Origin of the sequence: Cephaloticoccus primus, from assembly GCF_001580015.1 — a bacterium.
GTDB classification, from domain to species: Bacteria; Verrucomicrobiota; Verrucomicrobiia; order Opitutales; family Opitutaceae; genus Cephaloticoccus; species Cephaloticoccus primus.
The window spans coordinates 66,641-84,367 of the sequence record NZ_LSZQ01000042.1 but is presented as its reverse complement, the minus strand read 5'-3'; the positions used below and the strand labels follow the sequence as shown (position 1 = coordinate 84,367).

The following is a 17,727-nucleotide window of genomic DNA, read 5'->3' as shown; positions in this document are numbered from 1 at the left end:
GGCGATCCTTCATTCCAGCGCGAGCATGAGACCATGGATGCTCCAACCTCGACTTTAGGGCCCCAAGAGGCTTCCAGGCCCACGGGCTTTTCTCTTGGTCAGTAAGTTCCCCTATTTTTCTGGCACAGGGCTTTTTCTCGCCCTGAAGTTGGGAGTGCCCTCCTCGCGACCAGCGTTTCCCCTTTTTGATTGGTTAACCCAACGCGCCGCGGGGCTTTTGCTGCACCCGACTTGCCTGCCCGGAGATCAAGGCATCGGAGTGTTGGACGGAGCGGTCGATGTGCTGCTCGGTTTCTTGAAAAATGCGGGGCTGCGCTACTGGCAGGTTTGCCCGCTTGGGCCGACCGGTTTTGGCGATTCGCCCTACCAGTGTTTTTCGGCCTTTGCCGGAAATCCGTACCTCGTCGATCTCGCCCCGCTTCAACAGCTCGGCCTCCTCGATCCGGAAGATTTGCACACGCTCCGCGCCCTGCCCGCCGACTCGGTCGATTTTGGGCAAATTTACGCGCTCAAGTGGCCGCTGTTTTTCAAGGCGCACGCGCGCTTCCGGGCAGCGCCAAACATGGCGCTTCCTTATGGCGACTTTGACTCATTTTGCGCCGATCAGGCCGGGTGGCTCGATCCGTACGCGCTTTTCATGGCGCTAAAGGATCACTTCGGGACGGCGCCTTATTGGGAGTGGCCGGACTCGCTGCGCAGCTGCCAGGCGGCCAGGAAATCCACGCTCGCCCGCAGCAAAGAAATCAGCCTCGGCGCCGATGCGTATCGCTTCTCCCAATACCTCTTCTTCGGCCAGTGGCAGCATGTGCGCACGCGCGCTCAGGAGCTGGGGATCCAGATCATCGGCGATGCGCCGATCTTCGTCGCTCGCGACAGTGCCGATGCGTGGAGCCGCCCCGAACTTTTCCAGCTCGATCGCGCGACGAGCCGGCCTCGCACAGTCGCGGGGGTGCCTCCCGATTACTTTTCCGCCGAGGGCCAGCTCTGGGGAAATCCGCTCTACGATTGGGCGCAGCATAAAGCCGAAGGCTACGCGTGGTGGATCGCTCGCCTGAGGGCCAACTTCGCGCTCTGCGACGTCGTGCGGATCGACCACTTCCGCGGTTTTGACAGCTACTGGGCCATCCCCGCCGACTCGCCGACTGCCCGCAACGGCGAATGGCAGCCCGGCCCGGGACTGGGGTTTTTCCAAAAAATCCGCGAAAAACTGCCCGACTGCCGACTCATCGCCGAAGACCTGGGCGAGCTCTTGCCCTCGGTGCACACGCTGCGCCAGGCGACCGGACTTCCCGGGATGGCGATTCTCCAATTTGCCTTCGGCGAAACGGCGGAGAACCACTACCTGCCCCACAACCTGCGGGCCAACAGCGTGCTGTACCCGGGCACACACGATAATGATACGACGCTGGGCTGGTACGCTGCGGCCAGCGAGGCCGCCCGACACCACGCGCGCATCTACTTCCGCGTCGATGGTGCGGCGATAAACTGGGACTTCATCCGCGCGGGCTATGCGAGTGTGAGCCGGCTTTTCGTAATGCCGCTGCAAGACCTGCTCGGCCTCGGTTCGCACGCCCGCTTCAACATCCCGGGCACGCCCGCCGGAAACTGGCGCTGGCGCTACGCTGCCGGACAACTCGAGCGGCTTTCCCACGAAAGCGCCGCTTACCTCAGCGAACTCGCCGCCCTCTACGGGCGCACGTGAGCGAGTGGTGATCGCGAAGCGAGAGCTGCCCGCCTTCGATGGGGCTCCCGCGGCTCAAGCAGCGCGTAACGCTCTTCCCCGGCGCTCTTCCTCCGGGCGGGTAACTTCTCGTTGCGCGCGCGCCCTGCTCCTGCTCAAGCGCACAAAAAACGGGTGATGCGCGGGAGGATTTCTTCGGCGGCGTCGAGCAGCACATAGTGTCCGGCGTCGGCGAGGAAATGCGCCTCGGCCTGCGGGAGGCGTTTTTTCCACTCGTCGTAAAATGCGACGTTAAAGCAGAAGTCGTGGCCGCCCCAGAGGATTAGTGCGGGGTGGTTTTTGAACCGGAAAATCCCCTGCTCCGCGCCTTTGAGCGCGGGCCAGCTCGGGTGTGATTCACGCATCGGGATGTCGCGCACGAAACCGCTGACGGCGACGCGACTGCCCCACGAATCGTAGGGCAAAAGCAGCGCGCGTTTTTCAAGCGCGCTGAGCCTTCGGCGGGCCATCGACATTGATAGCGCGGGCCACGCAAAACCATTGAGCCCGCGCACGATGAGCGGGCCGAACAGCGGGGCCTTGCACAGGGCGATGCGCGCAGGAATCCGCGGTGAGGGAAAGGCCGCCGTATTGAGGACGACGATGCGGCCGATCAGCTCGGGGTGGCGCGCGGCAAGGCCAAAGCCAATCGCCCCGCCCCAATCGTGCACGACAAGGTGCACGCGCCGAAGCCCGAGTTGCGCGACGAGCGCGGCGACGTCGTCTATCCGCGTTTGGAGTCGGTAGCTGTAGTTTTCCGGTTTCTCCGAAAGCCCCATGCCGATGTGGTCGGGCACGATACAGCGCAGCGCAGGCGAGAGGGCCTGCACGAGCTGCGCGTAGTAGAAGGACCAGGTCGGGTTGCCATGCAGCATCAGGACAGCTTCGGCGGAGGCGGTGTGCGGCATCCCCTCCCGCCCCTCCCCTCCCTGTCCGTATTCGTCGAGGTAGTGCATCTGCGCGCCGCCGGGCGTGCGAAACCAGTGTGAGGAAAAGGGATAAAGCGTGCGCAGCTCGGCGGGGATGCGCGGCTCCGCAGCAGCAGTCGCGACTCTGGCAGGTGGCGCCTGCTCTCCTGCGCCGCCAGCAAACGCACGGGCAGCGTGGTGGTGCGCCGGACTCTCAAGCGGCGCTGCCGGAGGAGCTGTCGATTGGCTTACCATTCCAGCGCGAGCATGAGTGAGTTCAGGCCGCTGCCGATCCCGAGCAGCGCGACCTTGTCGCCGTGGTCGATGGCGCCCTCCTGCACGGCGAGGCCGAGCGTCGCGGGCAGCGCGACCGAGCCCGTGTTGCCGAGCCGCTCCAGCGTCGAAAAGTCCTTTGCCAGATCGAGCCCGAGCGTTTCGTAAATTTTGCGCCGGTGGACGCTGCCGACCTGGTGCGAGATGAAGCGGTCGGGGGTGGTGGCCGTCCAGCCGGTCATCTCGCAAAACTCCGCCCAGGTCTCCGCCGCCAGGTTTACGCCCGCGACCAGCAGTGCCTCGGAGTCGGTCTGCATGGCGAGCGAGTCGGCCCCGTGAGTATCGCCCTGGCAAAGCTCGCTGTGCACGGTCGCCGCGCGGGCGACGCCGCCGAGCAGCCGGTGCGCGGGCCGCCCGGCGCCGACGAGGCTTTCATGGCAAAGGACTGCGCCGACTGCGCCCGAGCCGATTGTCAGATTGGCGAAATAAGGCTTTATGCCGTTTCGCGTCAGCGGCTCTGCGTTGAGCGTGCGCAAGGTCTGCTCGACGAGCGGGCGGCTGTCTTCGCCGCAAGTGATGAGCGCGGCGCGAATCTGCCCCGACTCGATCATGCTCGCGGCGACTGTCAGCGCGTTGAGAAAACCGAGGCAGGCATTGGAGAGGTCAAAGAGTTGGCAGCGCGGCGAGAGGCCGATTTTCCGATGGGCGAAGGACGCGGTAGCGGGCTCCAGCATATCGCGGCAAACGGCACCGTGGATGTAGAGCTCCACCTGCTCGGGGCGGATCGCGGAGCGGGCGAGCGCGGCACGGCCTGCGCGCGCGCTGGCATCGGAAGGGCGCTTCCCTGCGGGCCACAGGCGGCGCTCGCGAATGCCGGTCATCAGCTCAAGGCGCCCTTCAGGCAGGCGCAGCCGCTCGTAGAGCGGGCGCAGCCGCTGCTCGATATCGGCCGAGCTGAGCACTTCCTCGGGCAATACGACTTCGAGCGACTCGATGCAGGTGCAGGAAAATTTCATCGGGCGGAGAGCGGCGGCGGCGGGAGACTTCAGGGCGCGAGCGGATTTGCAGCGCTGTGGTTCGGAGTGCTGCCCGGTGGTGGCAGCGCAGAGGCGCTGCTTGCTGCTCGCGCGGCGGTGCCCGGCCCCTGCTCGGGGCGCATGGCGAGGCGCACGAGCTCCTTGTCATAAAAGTTGGAGCCCAGCCCTGCATCGACTACGAGCGTGGTCGCGTTGATGCCGCTGCTGCGCGGGCTGAGGAGGAAGAGCGCGGCGTTGGCGACCTCGGCGGTGGAAAGGTTCTTGCGGCGGAGGGTGAGCTTCTCGGTGTACAGGTAGCTTTCGAGGTAGCCGGGGATGCCCGCCGAGGCGCTGGTCTTGAGCGGGCCTGCACCGACGACGTTGAAGCGCACCGCGGTGTCCGCGCTAAAGGACTTGGCGAGGAAGCGCGCGCTGGACTCGAGCGCTGCCTTGATCGGGCCCATGTAGCCGTAGTTGTCGGGCGTGACCTGGAGCGAGGAGATGCCGATCGTCACGACCGAAGCGTCGGGCGCGAGCTGTGCCTTGAACGCGTTGGCGAGCTCCACGAGCGAGAAGGCCGAGATCGCCGTAGCCTGCAAAAAGTCAGCGCGGCGCGTCTCGTGAAAGGGGCGGAAGCCCGCGCTGTAATTGGCAAAGGCGACCGAGTGGACGATGCCGTGCAGCGGGCCGGCGCAATCGGCGGCGACCTGCGCGGCGAGGCGCGCGGCGGCGCCCTCTTCCTCGACGTCGCACAGGTAAACCGGTTTTTCCGCGAGATGGGCTTCGAGCGATTTTCGGCGCGCTTCGGAGCGCACGCTGTAAATGACGGTCGCGCCCTGCTCTTCGAGAGCCTTGGCGATAAACCACGCCACGCTTTTGCGGTTGGCGACGCCGAGGACGAGGATGCGCTTGCCCTGAAGTTGGAGGAAGTCGCTCATCGGTGGTTATCGGGGCGACTTTTCCGCGACGGCTGCGCGGGCGGCCACAGTTCCGGAACTTTGGGGCGCTGGCTTGGCCTCCGGGGTTTTCCACGCCACTGCAAAACTGACCGTGAGGACGCGCGTGCCGTCGGCCTTTCGGATCGCGCCGTCCATCATCGTGAAGCCGCCGAGGACTTCTTTTTTGCGCACCTCGATTTGCACAACCTCGCCCGGGAAGACGGGGTTGCGAAACCGCACATCGCTGATCTTGGCGAGCAACGGCACGCCCTCGCCCATCGACGTGGAGCCGCTGCCGCTTCCGGCCTCTGCTTGTGCTGCGGCTTGCGCCTGCCTGGCCATGAAGAGCGCGCCGGTCTGGAAAACCGCTTCGCAGAGGAGCACGCCCGGGGTGATCGGCGCCGCCGGATAGTGGCCGCGATAGAAATCCTCTTCGGCCCGCCAGGTGCGCTCGGCAGTGAGCGAGTCGCCATCCGCACTCAAGATACGGTCGACAAAGAGAAAAGGCGGGCGGTGCGGGATCAGCGCGGTGACTTCATTGGTCATTGGGCGGTTTTTCCTAAAACGGTGAGTGGTTGGTTTTTTTAGAGGGCAGCGGGAGCGGCGACCCGTGGCGGTGTCGATTCCACTGTAGCCGTTTTCTTCAAATCGAAGAGCGCTTTATCGATCTTGTTGGCGGTGATGACGCCGTAGTTAATCGTGCCGAGCCAGCCCGACATGATGATGCCGACGCTGCCCGCGTGGTAGAGGCCCGGGAGTTTTTCGGGCAGCTCCATCGAGACCTTCAGCCCCTCAAACTTCGTGCCAAATGAGGCGCCGTTCCAGTGCGTGGTGTAGCGCTCGACGGTGCGCGGTGTGGCGGCCTCCGCCCAATCGATTTTCCCGCGCACGCCCGGGATGAATTTTTCGAGCGAGGTAATCGCCTCGTCGATCAGCCGCTGCTTGTGCTGCGCGTACTCCGCCTCGCTCAGCTTGGCCCAATCGAGGTAGCGGCTGTTGAGCGAGGCCACGACGGTGTAGCGGTCGGAGCCCGGACGCGTGTCGGGATAGTAGACTGAAAATGTGCGACTCGTGGTGTGCAGGTCGGTGAGCTCGGCGCTGCTGTACTGCGGCGCATCGGAGGTGAATACCAGGTCGCCGATGTGCGGGATCGACTCGCCCTTGCGGATGCCGAGGTAGACCTGGCAACTGCTGGTGTTGAGCCGCACGGCCTCGACCGCCGCGAGGTAGTCGGGCTCGAAATGCGCTTCGCCCGCAAGGCGCAGAACGGTGTTTTTAATGTTCGCGTTGGAGAGGATCGCCTTGGCGCGGATCACGCGATCGTGGTGCCCCGCGACGATGCCGACCGCACGGCGGCGTGGCTGGCCCGTGAGCGAGTCGGCCGCTCCCTGCTCTTCGACGAGGATTTTTTTTACGCGCACGTGTTTGCGGCACTCCACGCCGTTCTTTTTCAGCTCGGCGATCATCTTCTTGATGAGCGTGTCGGAGCCGCCCTGAAAGGTGTAGACGCCCGAGCCCATGAAGTTGGAAAACACGATTCCGTAGGTGATCGCGGGATCCTCGGTCGTAGAGCCGTTGGCGTAGGCGATTGGCTCCATGAGCAGCCGGTGCACATCGGCCCGCCCGGGGAAGAAACGCTCGAAAAGCTCGCCCGTGGTTTCCGGGTTATCGTCGTAATAATTCATCTGCCGCAGGTGGTCGTAGAAGGCCTCGACCTGCGCGCGCGGCACGCCGAACTGCTCGACGAGGGCGCGGGTGTAGTCCTCGCGCGTGAAGGTCGTGCGCACATCCATCTGCGGGTTGATGAAGCGGATGTCCTTTAGCTGGTGGATCGAGTCGGCGATCTCCTGCGTCCAGTACTTGCGGCAGCTCTTCTTCATGCCCGCCGGAAAGCCGTGCAGCGAGATGTCAAAGATGTGCCCGCCGCGACGCGTAAACCACGTGGCGAGGCCGCCGAACTGGTAGTGATGCTCCAGCAGCAGGACTTTGTGACCGGCTTTTCCCAAGTAATTGGCCGCGGTGAGCCCGCCCAAGCCGCTGCCGATGACGATGACGTCATACTCGTCGTCCACACCTTTTAACCAGTCGTAAGCCATGTAAAAAGCTGTCGAGAGAATGGACGCCCGTGCGACTGGCAAGCGGCGAAGGGCACGCGGGACAAAGTTCGTCCGGATTTTAGCGGGGGGACGCGCGGTGGAGGCCCGAACGCTCCCTGGCCCTCAACTGCGGCTGCCCTGCAAGATGTGAAAGTTGGCCATCGAGATGCCGCTGAGCATTGCGCCGATGATGCCCAGAAACCCTTGGTCAGTGCCGCAGAGGTAGAGGTTGGCAAGCGGTGTGCGCCCACTGCGGATTTTCTCGGGCGAGCCGTAGATCGCGCCGTTGGCGTGCCCCGTGTATTTGTGGATCGTGCGCGGCGTAAACATGTCGGTCGCCACAGCGCGTTCGGCGAGCGAGCCCGCTCCGAGCGGCGGCAAGAAGCGACGCGCACTTTTTTCGATTTCGGTAAACCAGCGCTGCTTGTCCGCACGGTAACGCTCCTCGGGCAGGCCAAACCAGCGCTGCGGATTGGCGAGGCAGGTCAGCCGCACGAAGCCCTCGCTCAAGTTTTGGCCATCGGGATAGGCGAAGTTGTTGGGGAAACAGATGACCCCGCTGCGCACATCGACTTGCGCCTCGGGGCAGCCGTAGTGAAAGCGCTCCGAGTCGTTGAAAAAAACTATGGTGTCTTCTCCCCAGCCGAGCTCGTCGGGCTGCTCCTCCAGCACCGTGATCGTCTCGACAAAGGAGTGTCCGCCCGCGCGAGCCAGCGGCGTAGCGGAAGCTGCGAGGGCCTGCCCGGGCCTGCGGTCTGCGCCGCCGCGCTCCCCTTCCCCGCCTGCCTCATTTTCGATCATGGCGAATGTCTCCGGTGCGCCTGCCGAGGAGAGCACGTGCGTAGCGGTGACCTCCTCGCCCGAATCGAGGAGCAGCGCAGCGGCGCGGCCGCCGCGGCAAATGATTTTTCGCACCCCGCACTTCATCCGCCGCTGGCCGCCTGCCGCGCGGTATTTGCCCAGCAGCACTCGCAGGATCACGCGCACGCCATCCAGCGGGCGGGCAAAGCCCTCGAAGAACAGCGCCTTAAACATGATGGCGAACTGGCCGAAATCCATGTCGCCTGCGCTCGCGCTGCCGTAGTACATCACCGGGCAAAAAAGCATGTCGGTGAGCAGCGGATCCGTGATGTGGCGGCCGACGATTTCGCGCGCGGATACCTGTGGCGCATCGAGCGACACATCATCGTAGCGGCGCACTGCGGCGACGAGCGCGCGGAAGCCGTCGATCTGCGCCGGAAACTCTCGGGCGACCTCGCTCTCCAGCAGCGCGAGGTCGTTGCTGAATTTTAGTGTGTGCTCGCCGCTCGGGCCGAAGCTCACGCGGCTTTGCCGTTGCTCGCACAGCGCGAATTCCTCGCGGTCGATCCGCAGTTGGCGCAGCAGCTTGGTGAGCGGCGTACCCTTCACGCCCGGGCGCACGAAGTTGGTCACCGCGTGCAGGCCGACATCGTATTTTCGGCCGCCCAAGCTGTAAAAACTGTTGAGCCCGCCAATCGCGTTGTGCCGCTCAAACAGGCACACGCGCTTGCCGAAGTGCGCGAGACGGATCCCCGCGGCGAGGCCGGACATCCCGGCCCCGATAATCGCGACGTCGTAGTGTTGCTGCTCTTGGTTCGGCGCGTTGCCGCCCTCGTCCGCCGCGACCGCGCTCATGGGTTTGTGCTCTGGCTCGCCCGTCCGTTGGCTCGCGGGGTGGGATTATTTTCCCAACGCGGCAAACTTCGGTGTCAGGTACTCGGCGCAGCTATCGAGGCTGGCAAGCTGCGGGTAATCGGCTTCCGGCACTTCGATGCCGTGCTGCTTGCGCAGCTCCATGACGATGTCCAGGAAGTCCATCGAATCGAGCTCAAGCTGGTCGCGCAGGCGCAGATCGGGCTTCAGGCTGCTCAAGTCCTCATCGGGAGCGATGTCCGCAATGATGTTGATGACCACCTGTTTACATTCGTCTTTTGTCATGATTGGAAAGGGGATGGAGGGAGCCGTGCGGGATGTGCAAGGGGCGGCGATCTAGGGCACGAAGCGCTTCACAATCAACGCGGAATTTATCCCGAGCATGCCAAAAGAGTTGTTGAGGATCGTATCGATGCGGGCGGCGCGGCGCGGCGCGTTGAGGACGAGGTTCGGGAGCGCGCAGGCCGGGTCGAGCTCGTCCACGTTTATGGTCGGGTGCACGGTGAGGTCGTCGAAGGCGGGGAGATTTCCCGCGAGCTCCAGCGCGCCCGCCGCACCCATGCAGTGGCCGATGTAGCTTTTCGTGTTGTTGATGTAAGTGTCCGGGCAGCCCTCGCCGAAGACGGCGCGGATGGCCTCGCACTCCTGGATGTCGCCAAGCGGAGTCGAGGTCGCATGCGTGTTGACGATGTGGATATCGGCGGCGCGCAGGCCCGCGTGCGCGATTGCTTTTTGCACGCACTGGGTTTGGCGCGCGGGGTTGGGCAGTACGTAGTCGCTGGCGTCGCTGTTGATGTGGTAGCCCGCGATCTCGCCGTAGATTTTGGCGCCGCGCGCCTGGGCATCTTCGAGCCGCTCCAGCGTAAAAAGCGCGCCGCCTTCGGAGACGACGATCCCGTTGCGCGCCTTGTCGAAGGGGCGGCTGGCCTTGTGCGGATCGGCGTGGCTGGCGAGTGCGTTCTGGCTCTTGAAGCCCGCGAAAATCCCAAAGGTGTGGATGCTCTCGCTCACGCCGCCGCAAATCGCGAAGTCCACCTCACCCAGCCGCAGCATTTGCGTGGCATGGATCAGCCCGAGGTTTCCCGCCGCGCAAGCCGCCCCGATCGTGTACACGGGGCCGGTCACACCGAGGTTGAGCGAAGCCTCGCCCGCAGGGTTATTGGCGACCGTGCGCGGGTTGTGGTAGTGCGACCAATACTTCGTGTCGTAGCCAAACTGCGAGATGTTATAGATCTCGTTCTCCGTCTCCACATTACCGTGCTCCGTGCAGCCGATGTAGATGCCGATGCGGTCCTTATCCGCTGCGGCGAAATTCACCCCGCTATCGGCCAGCGCCTCGCGCGCGCAGTAGATCGAGATCGAGCCCGCCCGCGTCCCTACGCGCCGCTCCTTCTTAGTCTGATACCGTAGCGGATCGTAGTGGCATACCCCGGCGAGCTGCTCGCCCACATAGCGGATGTCCAGGCGCTCGATACCGGCGACGCCCGAGAGCAGGTTTTGGCGAAATTCGGCGAGCGAATTGCCGTTGGGCGCGGTGAGGCCGAGGCCGGTAATGACGATGCGTGCGTGCTTCATGCAAAAATGTGGGTGGGGATTGCGCTAGCCAATCCGGTGAGTGCCGCAATACAAGGCTCACCGCATGAAAGTTCTCGTCATAGGTGGAGCTGGCTACATCGGCAGCCATTGTGTCCGTCAACTCGTCGCTGCCGGGCACTCGCCCGTGGTGCTCGACAACCTCGTCTACGGACACCGCGAAGATGTGCCGCCCACCCTGCCCTTTTATACGGCAGACCTGGGCGACGAAGCCACCGTGGGCCGCATATTGCGCGAGGAAAAGATCGAGCTTGTCATGCACTTCGCCGCCTACGCCTACGTCGGCGAGAGCGTCACCGATCCGCTCAAGTATTACTTCAACAACGTCGTCGGCACGCTCCACCTGCTGCGCGCCATGCTCGATGCAGGCGTCAAGAAATTCGTCTTTTCCTCGACCTGCGCGACCTACGGCATCCCCGAGAAAATGCCAATCACCGAGGACACTCCACAGGCACCGATCAACCCCTACGGGCAGAGCAAACTCGATATCGAGAACGCACTCAAGGCGCTCGCTCACGCACACGGGCTCAGCTTCGCGGCCTTCCGCTACTTCAACGCCGCGGGCGCTGCCGAAGACGGCAGCATCGGCGAAAAACACGAACCCGAGACGCACCTCATCCCGCTCGCCTTTGACGCCGCCACAGGCCGCCGCCCCGCACTGCAAGTCTTCGGCAACGACTACCCGACTCCCGACGGCACCTGTCTGCGCGACTACGTACACGTTGACGACCTGAGCCGCGCACACATCGCCGTTTTCCCCAAACTGGACGCTCCCGGTGCCGCCCTCTTTTACAACCTCGGCACCGGCACCCCCAGCTCCGTCCTCGAAGTCCTGCGCGCGATTGAAAAAGTCTCCGGTCGCCCCGTCCCGCACAATTTTGCGCCGCGCCGCGCGGGCGATCCCCCCGCCCTCTACGCTGATTCCAGCAAGGCAAAATCCGAGCTCAACTGGACACCCAAATTCAGCACCATCGAACCCATCGTGGAAACCGCCTGGCGCTGGTACTCCGCCCAGTAAGAAACGGCGCACACACGAGTGAGTCCCCCTTCTCTCGCCACGCTCAAAATCTCCGATAAAAGCCTTGCCATAATCCATCCAGCTTGGATTTTAGCGGCCCTTCACTTGGATGAATGGGCTCTTAGCTCAGTTGGAAGAGCGCCTCAATGGCATTGAGGAGGTCAGCGGTTCGAACCCGCTAGGGTCCACCAAGTTTACCAAGGCCGGACTGGCGGGCAAGCGGCCTTGAACTTTTCCTGTCGGATTGCCGGGAAGGCATACAGGTGAGTTTTCCTCGCCGCCTCCGCGAAGGGGCGAACTGGACTATGAGGTAGAAGAGTATTGCATTTCGGATTTCGCCCCACATTTCCTAGCCGTTGGCTTTCTTGGTTCCTCAGTTTTTCGCTTTTCCCCATCCCCCCACTGGCACGTACCGTGCTCCGCCTGTCTCTGAAATTTTCAGGAGTACGTGCTTATCAAGAGCTTAAGCGCTAAAATCAAGTCTCTTAAAAGGTCTGTTAAGTCGAGCTGGGTAAACGCAAAAAAGCACCGACCTCATCCCCTTTCCCCTCCTGTATAAACCTAATCCCAATGATAATGGATAAGATAAGTCACTACCGGACACCCGGATTTCCCAAGGCGGCCCTTTTACTTGGTCTGCTTGCTGCTCCGTTCGCGGCGCAGGCCGTTTTACCCCCGGGCCCCCTCCCGATTGGTCGAGATGACCTTCAGGAAACCCGCACGATCAGGGAGCTCCGCCCAGGCCTGACCCACGTACACATCGAACGCGGAGCGTGGCCCAAGGATGGCCCTCCAAAGGTAGCGTTTCAGAGTAGTCACTCGCTTGACCGTTCCACCTTGGCTCCATTTGAGCAGGCGCTTACCCAAGCGGGCTATAAGGTTCGGGAGCATACGTTTGAGAGTCCATTGGGCACATATTACGTCTTATTTGCCGGTGAATTTGAGACCCGGGAGGAAGCTAGGCAGGCTGGGCGCAAATTATCCATTCGCACCCCCTTCATTGGTAGCCCGACTTTTTCCCCTACTTGGAATCATGGCCCGTGGTCTATTGATATAGTGGTCGTTGACCCCAAAAAATATCGAGGGAAGGTCATTAGTGAGTGGTCTCGCACGGCACTGCGCCAAACGCCCTTGGAAGTGGCGCGTCGGCGTAATGCAGTAGTAGCGACCAACGGTGCTTATTTCGAGCACTCAATTAATGAAATAGCGGGTGTGCCCACAGCTATCTCTATTACCGAAGGTAAGTGGCACCACGAGCCAGATCCGTACAACCCAGACTCATGGCGCAGTAACTTCTATCTCGACAACAAGGGCAACGGTGAGATTGAGACCATGATAGATAAGAGGAGTTTGTTTCCGATGCCTGTGTTCAAGTGGGCTGGAGGCAAGAAAAGCATAACGATCGACGGTATTGACCGCATGCCTGAGCCCGGTAAAGATGAGCTTATTGCGATGGATACAATGGTGGCTGAGAGCGCGCCTCTCTCTCATGGCACGCATAAAATCCCCCTCCTCAAGATGCAAATTGGTGAAGATGGTTATCTGTATGATGGTTACTTTATTGAAAGCGGAGGCCCACTCATTTTGGCAACAGGAGAGAAACAGAAAATCCTTAAGGAGGCAGCGGCTGCGGGCCCCGTGGAGTTGGACTTAAACATACCAGGCCGACCAGGTCTCAATGCTTGGCTCGCGACACCAGCCCTTGTTCAAGACGGCGAAAACTCTCCAATGCCCGAGCCCTTTTATCATCTAGATTTTCATACGCGTACAGCACTTGGGCAATCTGCCGATGGAAAGTTTTACCTGATCTACGTGGACGGAACTTCAGTAAATCGGATAGCAAGCCATGGGGGGCGTTTTGGGGTTACTCTTTACCAAATGCAGAAGCTAGCGAACCATCTCGGGCTTATCAATGCAGCCAATCTGGATGACGGTGTTTTCTCCAGTATTATGGTCATTGATGGCAAGGTCATGGGCCAAGACCCCGAATTTCACATGATCACGCCTTACGATGATAATCGTTGGGTAGGAGATATGGTGCTGATCGTCGATGATGAAGACTGATCAGTGTTTCATTCCAGGAAACTAAAATTAGTCATACTGCATACTGTTCAAGTGCACAGGTCGCAGCGGCCTGTGCACTTTTTTCACTGCTTTTATTCGCAGAAAAATATAAGGAATAACTTCTTCACAGGTTATGGAAGAAGATACCCACCTCTCCCCGTCACAAGTATTTTAAACACCAGTCCCGATTGGCTCACCCGCTACATCAGGGGACACCCCGTGATACCTCACTGGGACGGGCGAGATTTTTTTCGGCGTTTTTGGCGGTAGAAAAACAGGCCGAGGCCGAGGGTGCCGAGGAGGGCGCCGTAGGTGCTCGGCTCGGGGAGGTAGGTGGCTTTGGCGCGCGGGAAGGGCGTGATTTCGTAGTAGTCTTCGTCGTAGTGGTTGAGGAAGAGGAGTACACCTTCGTAGCCCTCAAAGTAAATGCGCTGGTGAGAGTTCCCAATGATCCCCACATCCATTGGGTTGGAGGCGGCGTAGGTGTATTCATCCGCTTTGGAGCGGTGGACGAGGAGGAAGTCTTCACCTTCAAACCAGTTGCGGACAGCGAGCTTTGAGCCGAACTCAATGATCAGTTCGTCGATGTACAGGTAGTTGGCATGGCCGACTTCGCCGCCGCGGAAGTCGATTACCCCAAAGCCTTGGACTTCCAGTGTGCCGATCCGGTGCGTCGTCCCCTCAAAGGCGGTCGTGCCGGGCAAGCCCGCTGGCTTGAGCGCAAACTCGAGGACGCCCGCGCCGTAATCGCCGCCACGCAGGACGACGTGGGCATTCCTGTTAATCTGGTTATCAAATTGCGGCAGCCGGAGAACGTCTGTCCCCGAGCGGTCGCCGACGTAGATTTTACCGCTGGCGTTAAATCTGCCGCTACTCCCGAGGTTGAGCTCCAGCCGGCCTTCGTGAACGTAAACGTCGTTGAAGCTGTGCATTCCGCCACCCGTGAGCGAGAGCGTGCCCGATCCGGTTTTTACCAAATCCTTCCCTCCGGTAAAGGTGGCGGAGACGTTCGCCACCGGGGAGAAAACGTGCGCGTAGAACGCGTTCCCACCCGACGTCGCCAAGGAGCCGCTGCCCAGAATTGAGGGAGTGGACAAGGCATTGGAGGAGGTGAAGAGCAGACCGCCGGAGCCGACAGTGAGCGTCCGCCCCGAGTTGATCGTCACCGAGCCGGTGCCCGCCAAGGCGAGCGAGCGGATGCTGCGGTTTTGAGAAACTGTGGCGTTGTTGTTGGCGATACGGGCGTGGCTAGTGGCACCTCCGTTGAGGTTACTGGTGTAGCCAGTCATCCGGCTCCATTGGCCGCTGCCGTTACCAACGGCCCAATCGGTACCGCCGACAGTCAGCCATTCGAGGTAGGTTGCGCTTGATCCGGAAAACGCCAGTATCGGGCCAGAGCCGGGAAGAAACCCTCCTTCGCCTCCCAAGTTGAGCGTGGTACGCTCATTTACCCGCTCCAGCCCGCCGAAGTTGAGCACCGAGTCGGTCGATATGGTGTTGGCGCCGCCGGAGAGTTTGAGCGTGCCGAGGGTATTTGCGCCAGCTACGTCACTGCCGCTGGTGCGCTTGAGGTAGCGAAAGTTACCCGCATCGAGCTCAAGGGTGGAGTTTGTCGCCAGTCGGTTGGCGACGCTCTGCGAGCGATTATCGAGCGTGAGTGTGCCGCCTTGATCGACGAGGACATGAGTCGCACCCGAGATTTTCCCTGCGCGGTCAAGCGTAGCACTGGCCCCCGAGATGATGAGGTTGTTGAGCTCATTGTCACCGTTGCGCAGGGCGACCCGGCCATTGTGCATATCTTCATTTATATCGTATGTCCCCTTGTCGTATATATCGCCCACGATGCGGAGTCCGGCATTAAGGCCTTCGGTAGCGGTGATTTTTTGAGTGAGCACGGCATCGAAATCGATGTTCTTTCGCCCCCGGATGACGCGGAGCGTCTGGATGTCGTTGCCTTTCAGCGTGAGTGCCTTGTCCCAAGTGAGCGTGGCGCCAGACAGGTAGTGGCCGAGGATCAGCTCGGCTCCGCTGGTGAGGAAGTGCTGGGTGCCGCCCGTGCCCCAATTTAGTGCTGTGGTCGAAGTGCCGATCCGGATCACAGTGTCCTGCTCGCCTGCGGCGAAACCGCCGCCGCGTGAGATTGAGACACCGCCGGTGCCCGTTGAAGCCATCCACCGGAACTGTCCCGTGCCGGTGCCGAGTGTGACGTTGAAGAGGCGACCGAGGCCGGGGACGCTCGTCAAGTTCGCCGTGTTCGGCATGTAGACGCCGTCCGAGAGGATGACATTGCTGAAGTCCAGGTTGTTGGTCGCACCCTGGAGCGCTCCTGCTTCGATAATGGTATGGCCGCCCTGATACACATTATCTTTCGCGTAAAACTGGCGCTCATAGTTGGACTCGGTACTCGTCAGCCGCAGGAGGCCCTTCCCCCGCTTAACAAGATCGAAGCCCTCGCCGCTCAACTTGCCCTGCATTTCGGCCACGCCCTCCTGCACCTCAATGGCACGTCCTGGGGCATAGAAGGAATAGCTCAGCCCTGCATCAGTCTGGAAGACGTCCAGTTCACTTTGAAACTGATTGCGATTCCCAAAGTAGATCGGGTTTTTCCAGATGAGGTAGTTTTCGTAACTATCCGAGCCGAGGACAAGCGGCCCGCCCAATTTCCGGTTGGTGTTGCTCCCTCCGAATACAGCTCTCCCCTCCCATGCGCCCATGAAGCCGCCCTTGTGCCAGTTGAGCGTCCCGCCGAGCTCCCAGTTTTTTACCAGCTTTGTCGAGTCATTCGGGTCTGGAATGTAGCCTCCCTTATCCAAGGTCAGCTCGACGGTCCGAATCCCGCCCCGTGCGATAAACCCACCTCTACCGCCCCAGTAAACGTTGGCTGCTTCGATAATAGTTGTACTATTACCATTGTAAGAACCGCCGAACCTGGCGCCTATCCCGTCGCCGACCTTGCGATTAAAGTGTGTATCCACCCCCAGCCCAAGCACACCGCCAGTAAAATACAGTGTTGGAGACATATTATCCAGCGGGATATACGAACCGGTCGGTGAGAGATACGATGTGCCAAAACCGCCAAACAGCGCCCAGTGAGTCTCCTCGATTCGCAACTCTCCCTTATTAAGAAAAATACCCACAGACCACGTATTACCCGAGTCTGGAGCCTCATACCCGAAATTCGGGTTTAGGCCACGGGTCAGGGTAATCGTCCCCCATCCTTCTTTGGTAAAATTACCATCAAGTCTGATCCTCCCCGTTAGCTTCAAATTTCCGGAGCGCGAATAGAAGTAATTCCCTCCTATAGAACCACCCCCACCCTTAATATCCGAAGTGATCGTGTTGTTTCCACCATCATTGTAAAGTCCCCCAGTCCCACTACCGATTTTTCCGTAGTTACCAGAATTGGGATTTATGTTAGTGGCACGCCCCGCTCCTTGGCTGTAGACGAAGATCTCCTTGGGCGAGACGGTCAGGCCGCTTAGGCCTTCCCCATCCGCAGTAATCGTCGGGCGAAGCATCAGCGTCCCATGGTCCCACCCAGGCAATGAAGAACGACTGTGCTCGTTTACAGTGATGTTCTCTCCCAGCGCGCCGCTGTGTTTGATCACGGCAATCGCGTGACCGGCGATATTGAGCGAACCGTCAGTCCAGCCGGAGTTATCGGCGTTGAGGATGAGCTGCGTCCTGCCTGTCTCGACATCGATCCGCCCCGTGCCGGTGAGGGAGGAGGCGATGTGGGTCATGGAGCCGCCGCGGATCTGGAGCGTATGCGAGCCGAGGTCGAAGGTGCTGCTGGAATCGCCGGGGCCGCCCCCGATCAGGAGCCCCGCCATGCTCTGGTTACTGATCCGCACGGTGTTGGGGGCTGAGTTGTGCAGCGAGATCGTGGGCGCGAAGATCCGCGTCTCGCGCGAGCGATACCAGTCGACCACGCCGATGAGGTTTCCCTGGTTCGCCACACCTTCGCCGAGTGTGAGTTTGCCGGTGCTCGATAGGGTGTAGGCCGGGCCGTTGTTGTGCGCACCAAACCAGAGCGAGCCAATCGAGGTGTCGCCCAAGACGGAGATTTCTTCGCGCGCGTCGGGATCGGCTCCGAAGCTGGAGAGCGCATCGAAGAACGCAGCCGCATCAGAAGGCGGCACCTGGTTGTCGTTGGCTGCATTGGCGTGAGACCAGTTGGCCGCGTCGCCCCAGCTCTGCGTCCCTGCCCCGCCATCCCACTGGTAAACGCCGGGCGGGATGATGAGGAGCTGCGCGCGCGCCGCCCCGGGCAGCCCGAGTCCAATCCCGAGCGCTAAAAAAAGCCCGCAGGTCGATATGCGGGCCCGTGGGGAGCCTATGCTAAACGTGCTATCGGTGGAGAGTGGGCGGAAATCGCCCCTCGAATCTCGCTGGGCTGGCTTGGCGTTCACATTCATTGTTGGGGG

12 protein-coding genes and 1 tRNA gene are annotated in these 17,727 nt (G+C 61.3%); 4 read left to right on the top strand and 9 right to left on the bottom strand.

Annotated elements, in window-relative coordinates:
• Positions 1 to 154: 154 nt before the first annotated feature.
• Positions 155 to 1,702: a 4-alpha-glucanotransferase gene (gene malQ, locus AXK11_RS05535; RefSeq protein ID WP_068630156.1), complete on the top strand. Its 1,548-nt coding sequence runs from the start codon at positions 155 to 157 to the stop codon at positions 1,700 to 1,702.
• A gap of 134 nt (positions 1,703 to 1,836) precedes the next feature.
• Here the strand turns inward: malQ and AXK11_RS05530 are convergent, their stop codons facing one another.
• From AXK11_RS05530 to AXK11_RS05495, 8 genes are all read right to left on the bottom strand, one after another.
• Entirely contained in the window at positions 1,837 to 2,883 is a 1,047-nt protein-coding gene (locus AXK11_RS05530) for an alpha/beta fold hydrolase (RefSeq protein ID WP_082780929.1), read from the bottom strand.
• Positions 2,877 to 3,917, bottom strand: coding sequence for a 3-oxoacyl-ACP synthase III (locus tag AXK11_RS05525; RefSeq protein ID WP_068630116.1), 1,041 nt, complete (start codon positions 3,915 to 3,917; stop codon positions 2,877 to 2,879). Before AXK11_RS05525 ends, AXK11_RS05530 begins: the two co-directional genes overlap by 7 nt.
• A 29-nt stretch (positions 3,918 to 3,946) precedes the next feature.
• Complete coding sequence (locus tag AXK11_RS05520) at positions 3,947 to 4,855, bottom strand: enoyl-ACP reductase FabI (RefSeq protein ID WP_082780928.1); 909 nt, start codon at positions 4,853 to 4,855, stop codon at positions 3,947 to 3,949.
• Between the two features lie 6 nt (positions 4,856 to 4,861).
• The gene (locus AXK11_RS05515; protein WP_068630114.1) at positions 4,862 to 5,401 is read right to left on the bottom strand and encodes a 3-hydroxyacyl-ACP dehydratase FabZ family protein; all 540 of its coding nucleotides are present in this window, start codon (positions 5,399 to 5,401) and stop codon (positions 4,862 to 4,864) included.
• A 38-nt stretch (positions 5,402 to 5,439) separates the two neighbouring features.
• Entirely contained in the window at positions 5,440 to 6,951 is a 1,512-nt protein-coding gene (locus AXK11_RS05510) for a phytoene desaturase family protein (RefSeq protein ID WP_068630112.1), read from the bottom strand.
• A gap of 123 nt (positions 6,952 to 7,074) precedes the next feature.
• Positions 7,075 to 8,607: a phytoene desaturase family protein gene (locus AXK11_RS05505; RefSeq protein WP_068630110.1), complete on the bottom strand. Its 1,533-nt coding sequence runs from the start codon at positions 8,605 to 8,607 to the stop codon at positions 7,075 to 7,077.
• Positions 8,608 to 8,652: 45 nt separating this feature from the next.
• Positions 8,653 to 8,910, bottom strand: coding sequence for an acyl carrier protein (locus AXK11_RS05500; protein ID WP_068630108.1), 258 nt, complete (start codon positions 8,908 to 8,910; stop codon positions 8,653 to 8,655).
• A gap of 51 nt (positions 8,911 to 8,961) precedes the next feature.
• Positions 8,962 to 10,200, bottom strand: a complete 1,239-nt coding sequence (locus tag AXK11_RS05495) for a beta-ketoacyl-[acyl-carrier-protein] synthase family protein (RefSeq protein WP_068630106.1) — start codon at positions 10,198 to 10,200, stop codon at positions 8,962 to 8,964.
• Between the two features lie 64 nt (positions 10,201 to 10,264).
• Between AXK11_RS05495 and galE the strand changes: the two genes are divergently transcribed.
• From galE to AXK11_RS09445, 3 genes are all read left to right on the top strand, one after another.
• The gene (gene galE, locus AXK11_RS05490) at positions 10,265 to 11,236 is read left to right on the top strand and encodes a UDP-glucose 4-epimerase GalE (RefSeq protein ID WP_068630104.1); all 972 of its coding nucleotides are present in this window, start codon (positions 10,265 to 10,267) and stop codon (positions 11,234 to 11,236) included.
• Between the two features lie 115 nt (positions 11,237 to 11,351).
• Positions 11,352 to 11,427: transfer RNA gene (locus AXK11_RS05485), tRNA-Ala, on the top strand.
• Positions 11,428 to 11,812: 385 nt separating this feature from the next.
• On the top strand, positions 11,813 to 13,300 hold the full coding sequence (locus AXK11_RS09445; protein WP_197456817.1) for a phosphodiester glycosidase family protein: 1,488 nt from the start codon (positions 11,813 to 11,815) through the stop codon (positions 13,298 to 13,300).
• Between the two features lie 227 nt (positions 13,301 to 13,527).
• Here AXK11_RS09445 and AXK11_RS05470 read toward each other — a convergent pair whose 3' ends face one another.
• Positions 13,528 to 17,718: an autotransporter outer membrane beta-barrel domain-containing protein gene (locus tag AXK11_RS05470; RefSeq protein ID WP_068630097.1), complete on the bottom strand. Its 4,191-nt coding sequence runs from the start codon at positions 17,716 to 17,718 to the stop codon at positions 13,528 to 13,530.
• Positions 17,719 to 17,727 lie beyond the last annotated feature (9 nt).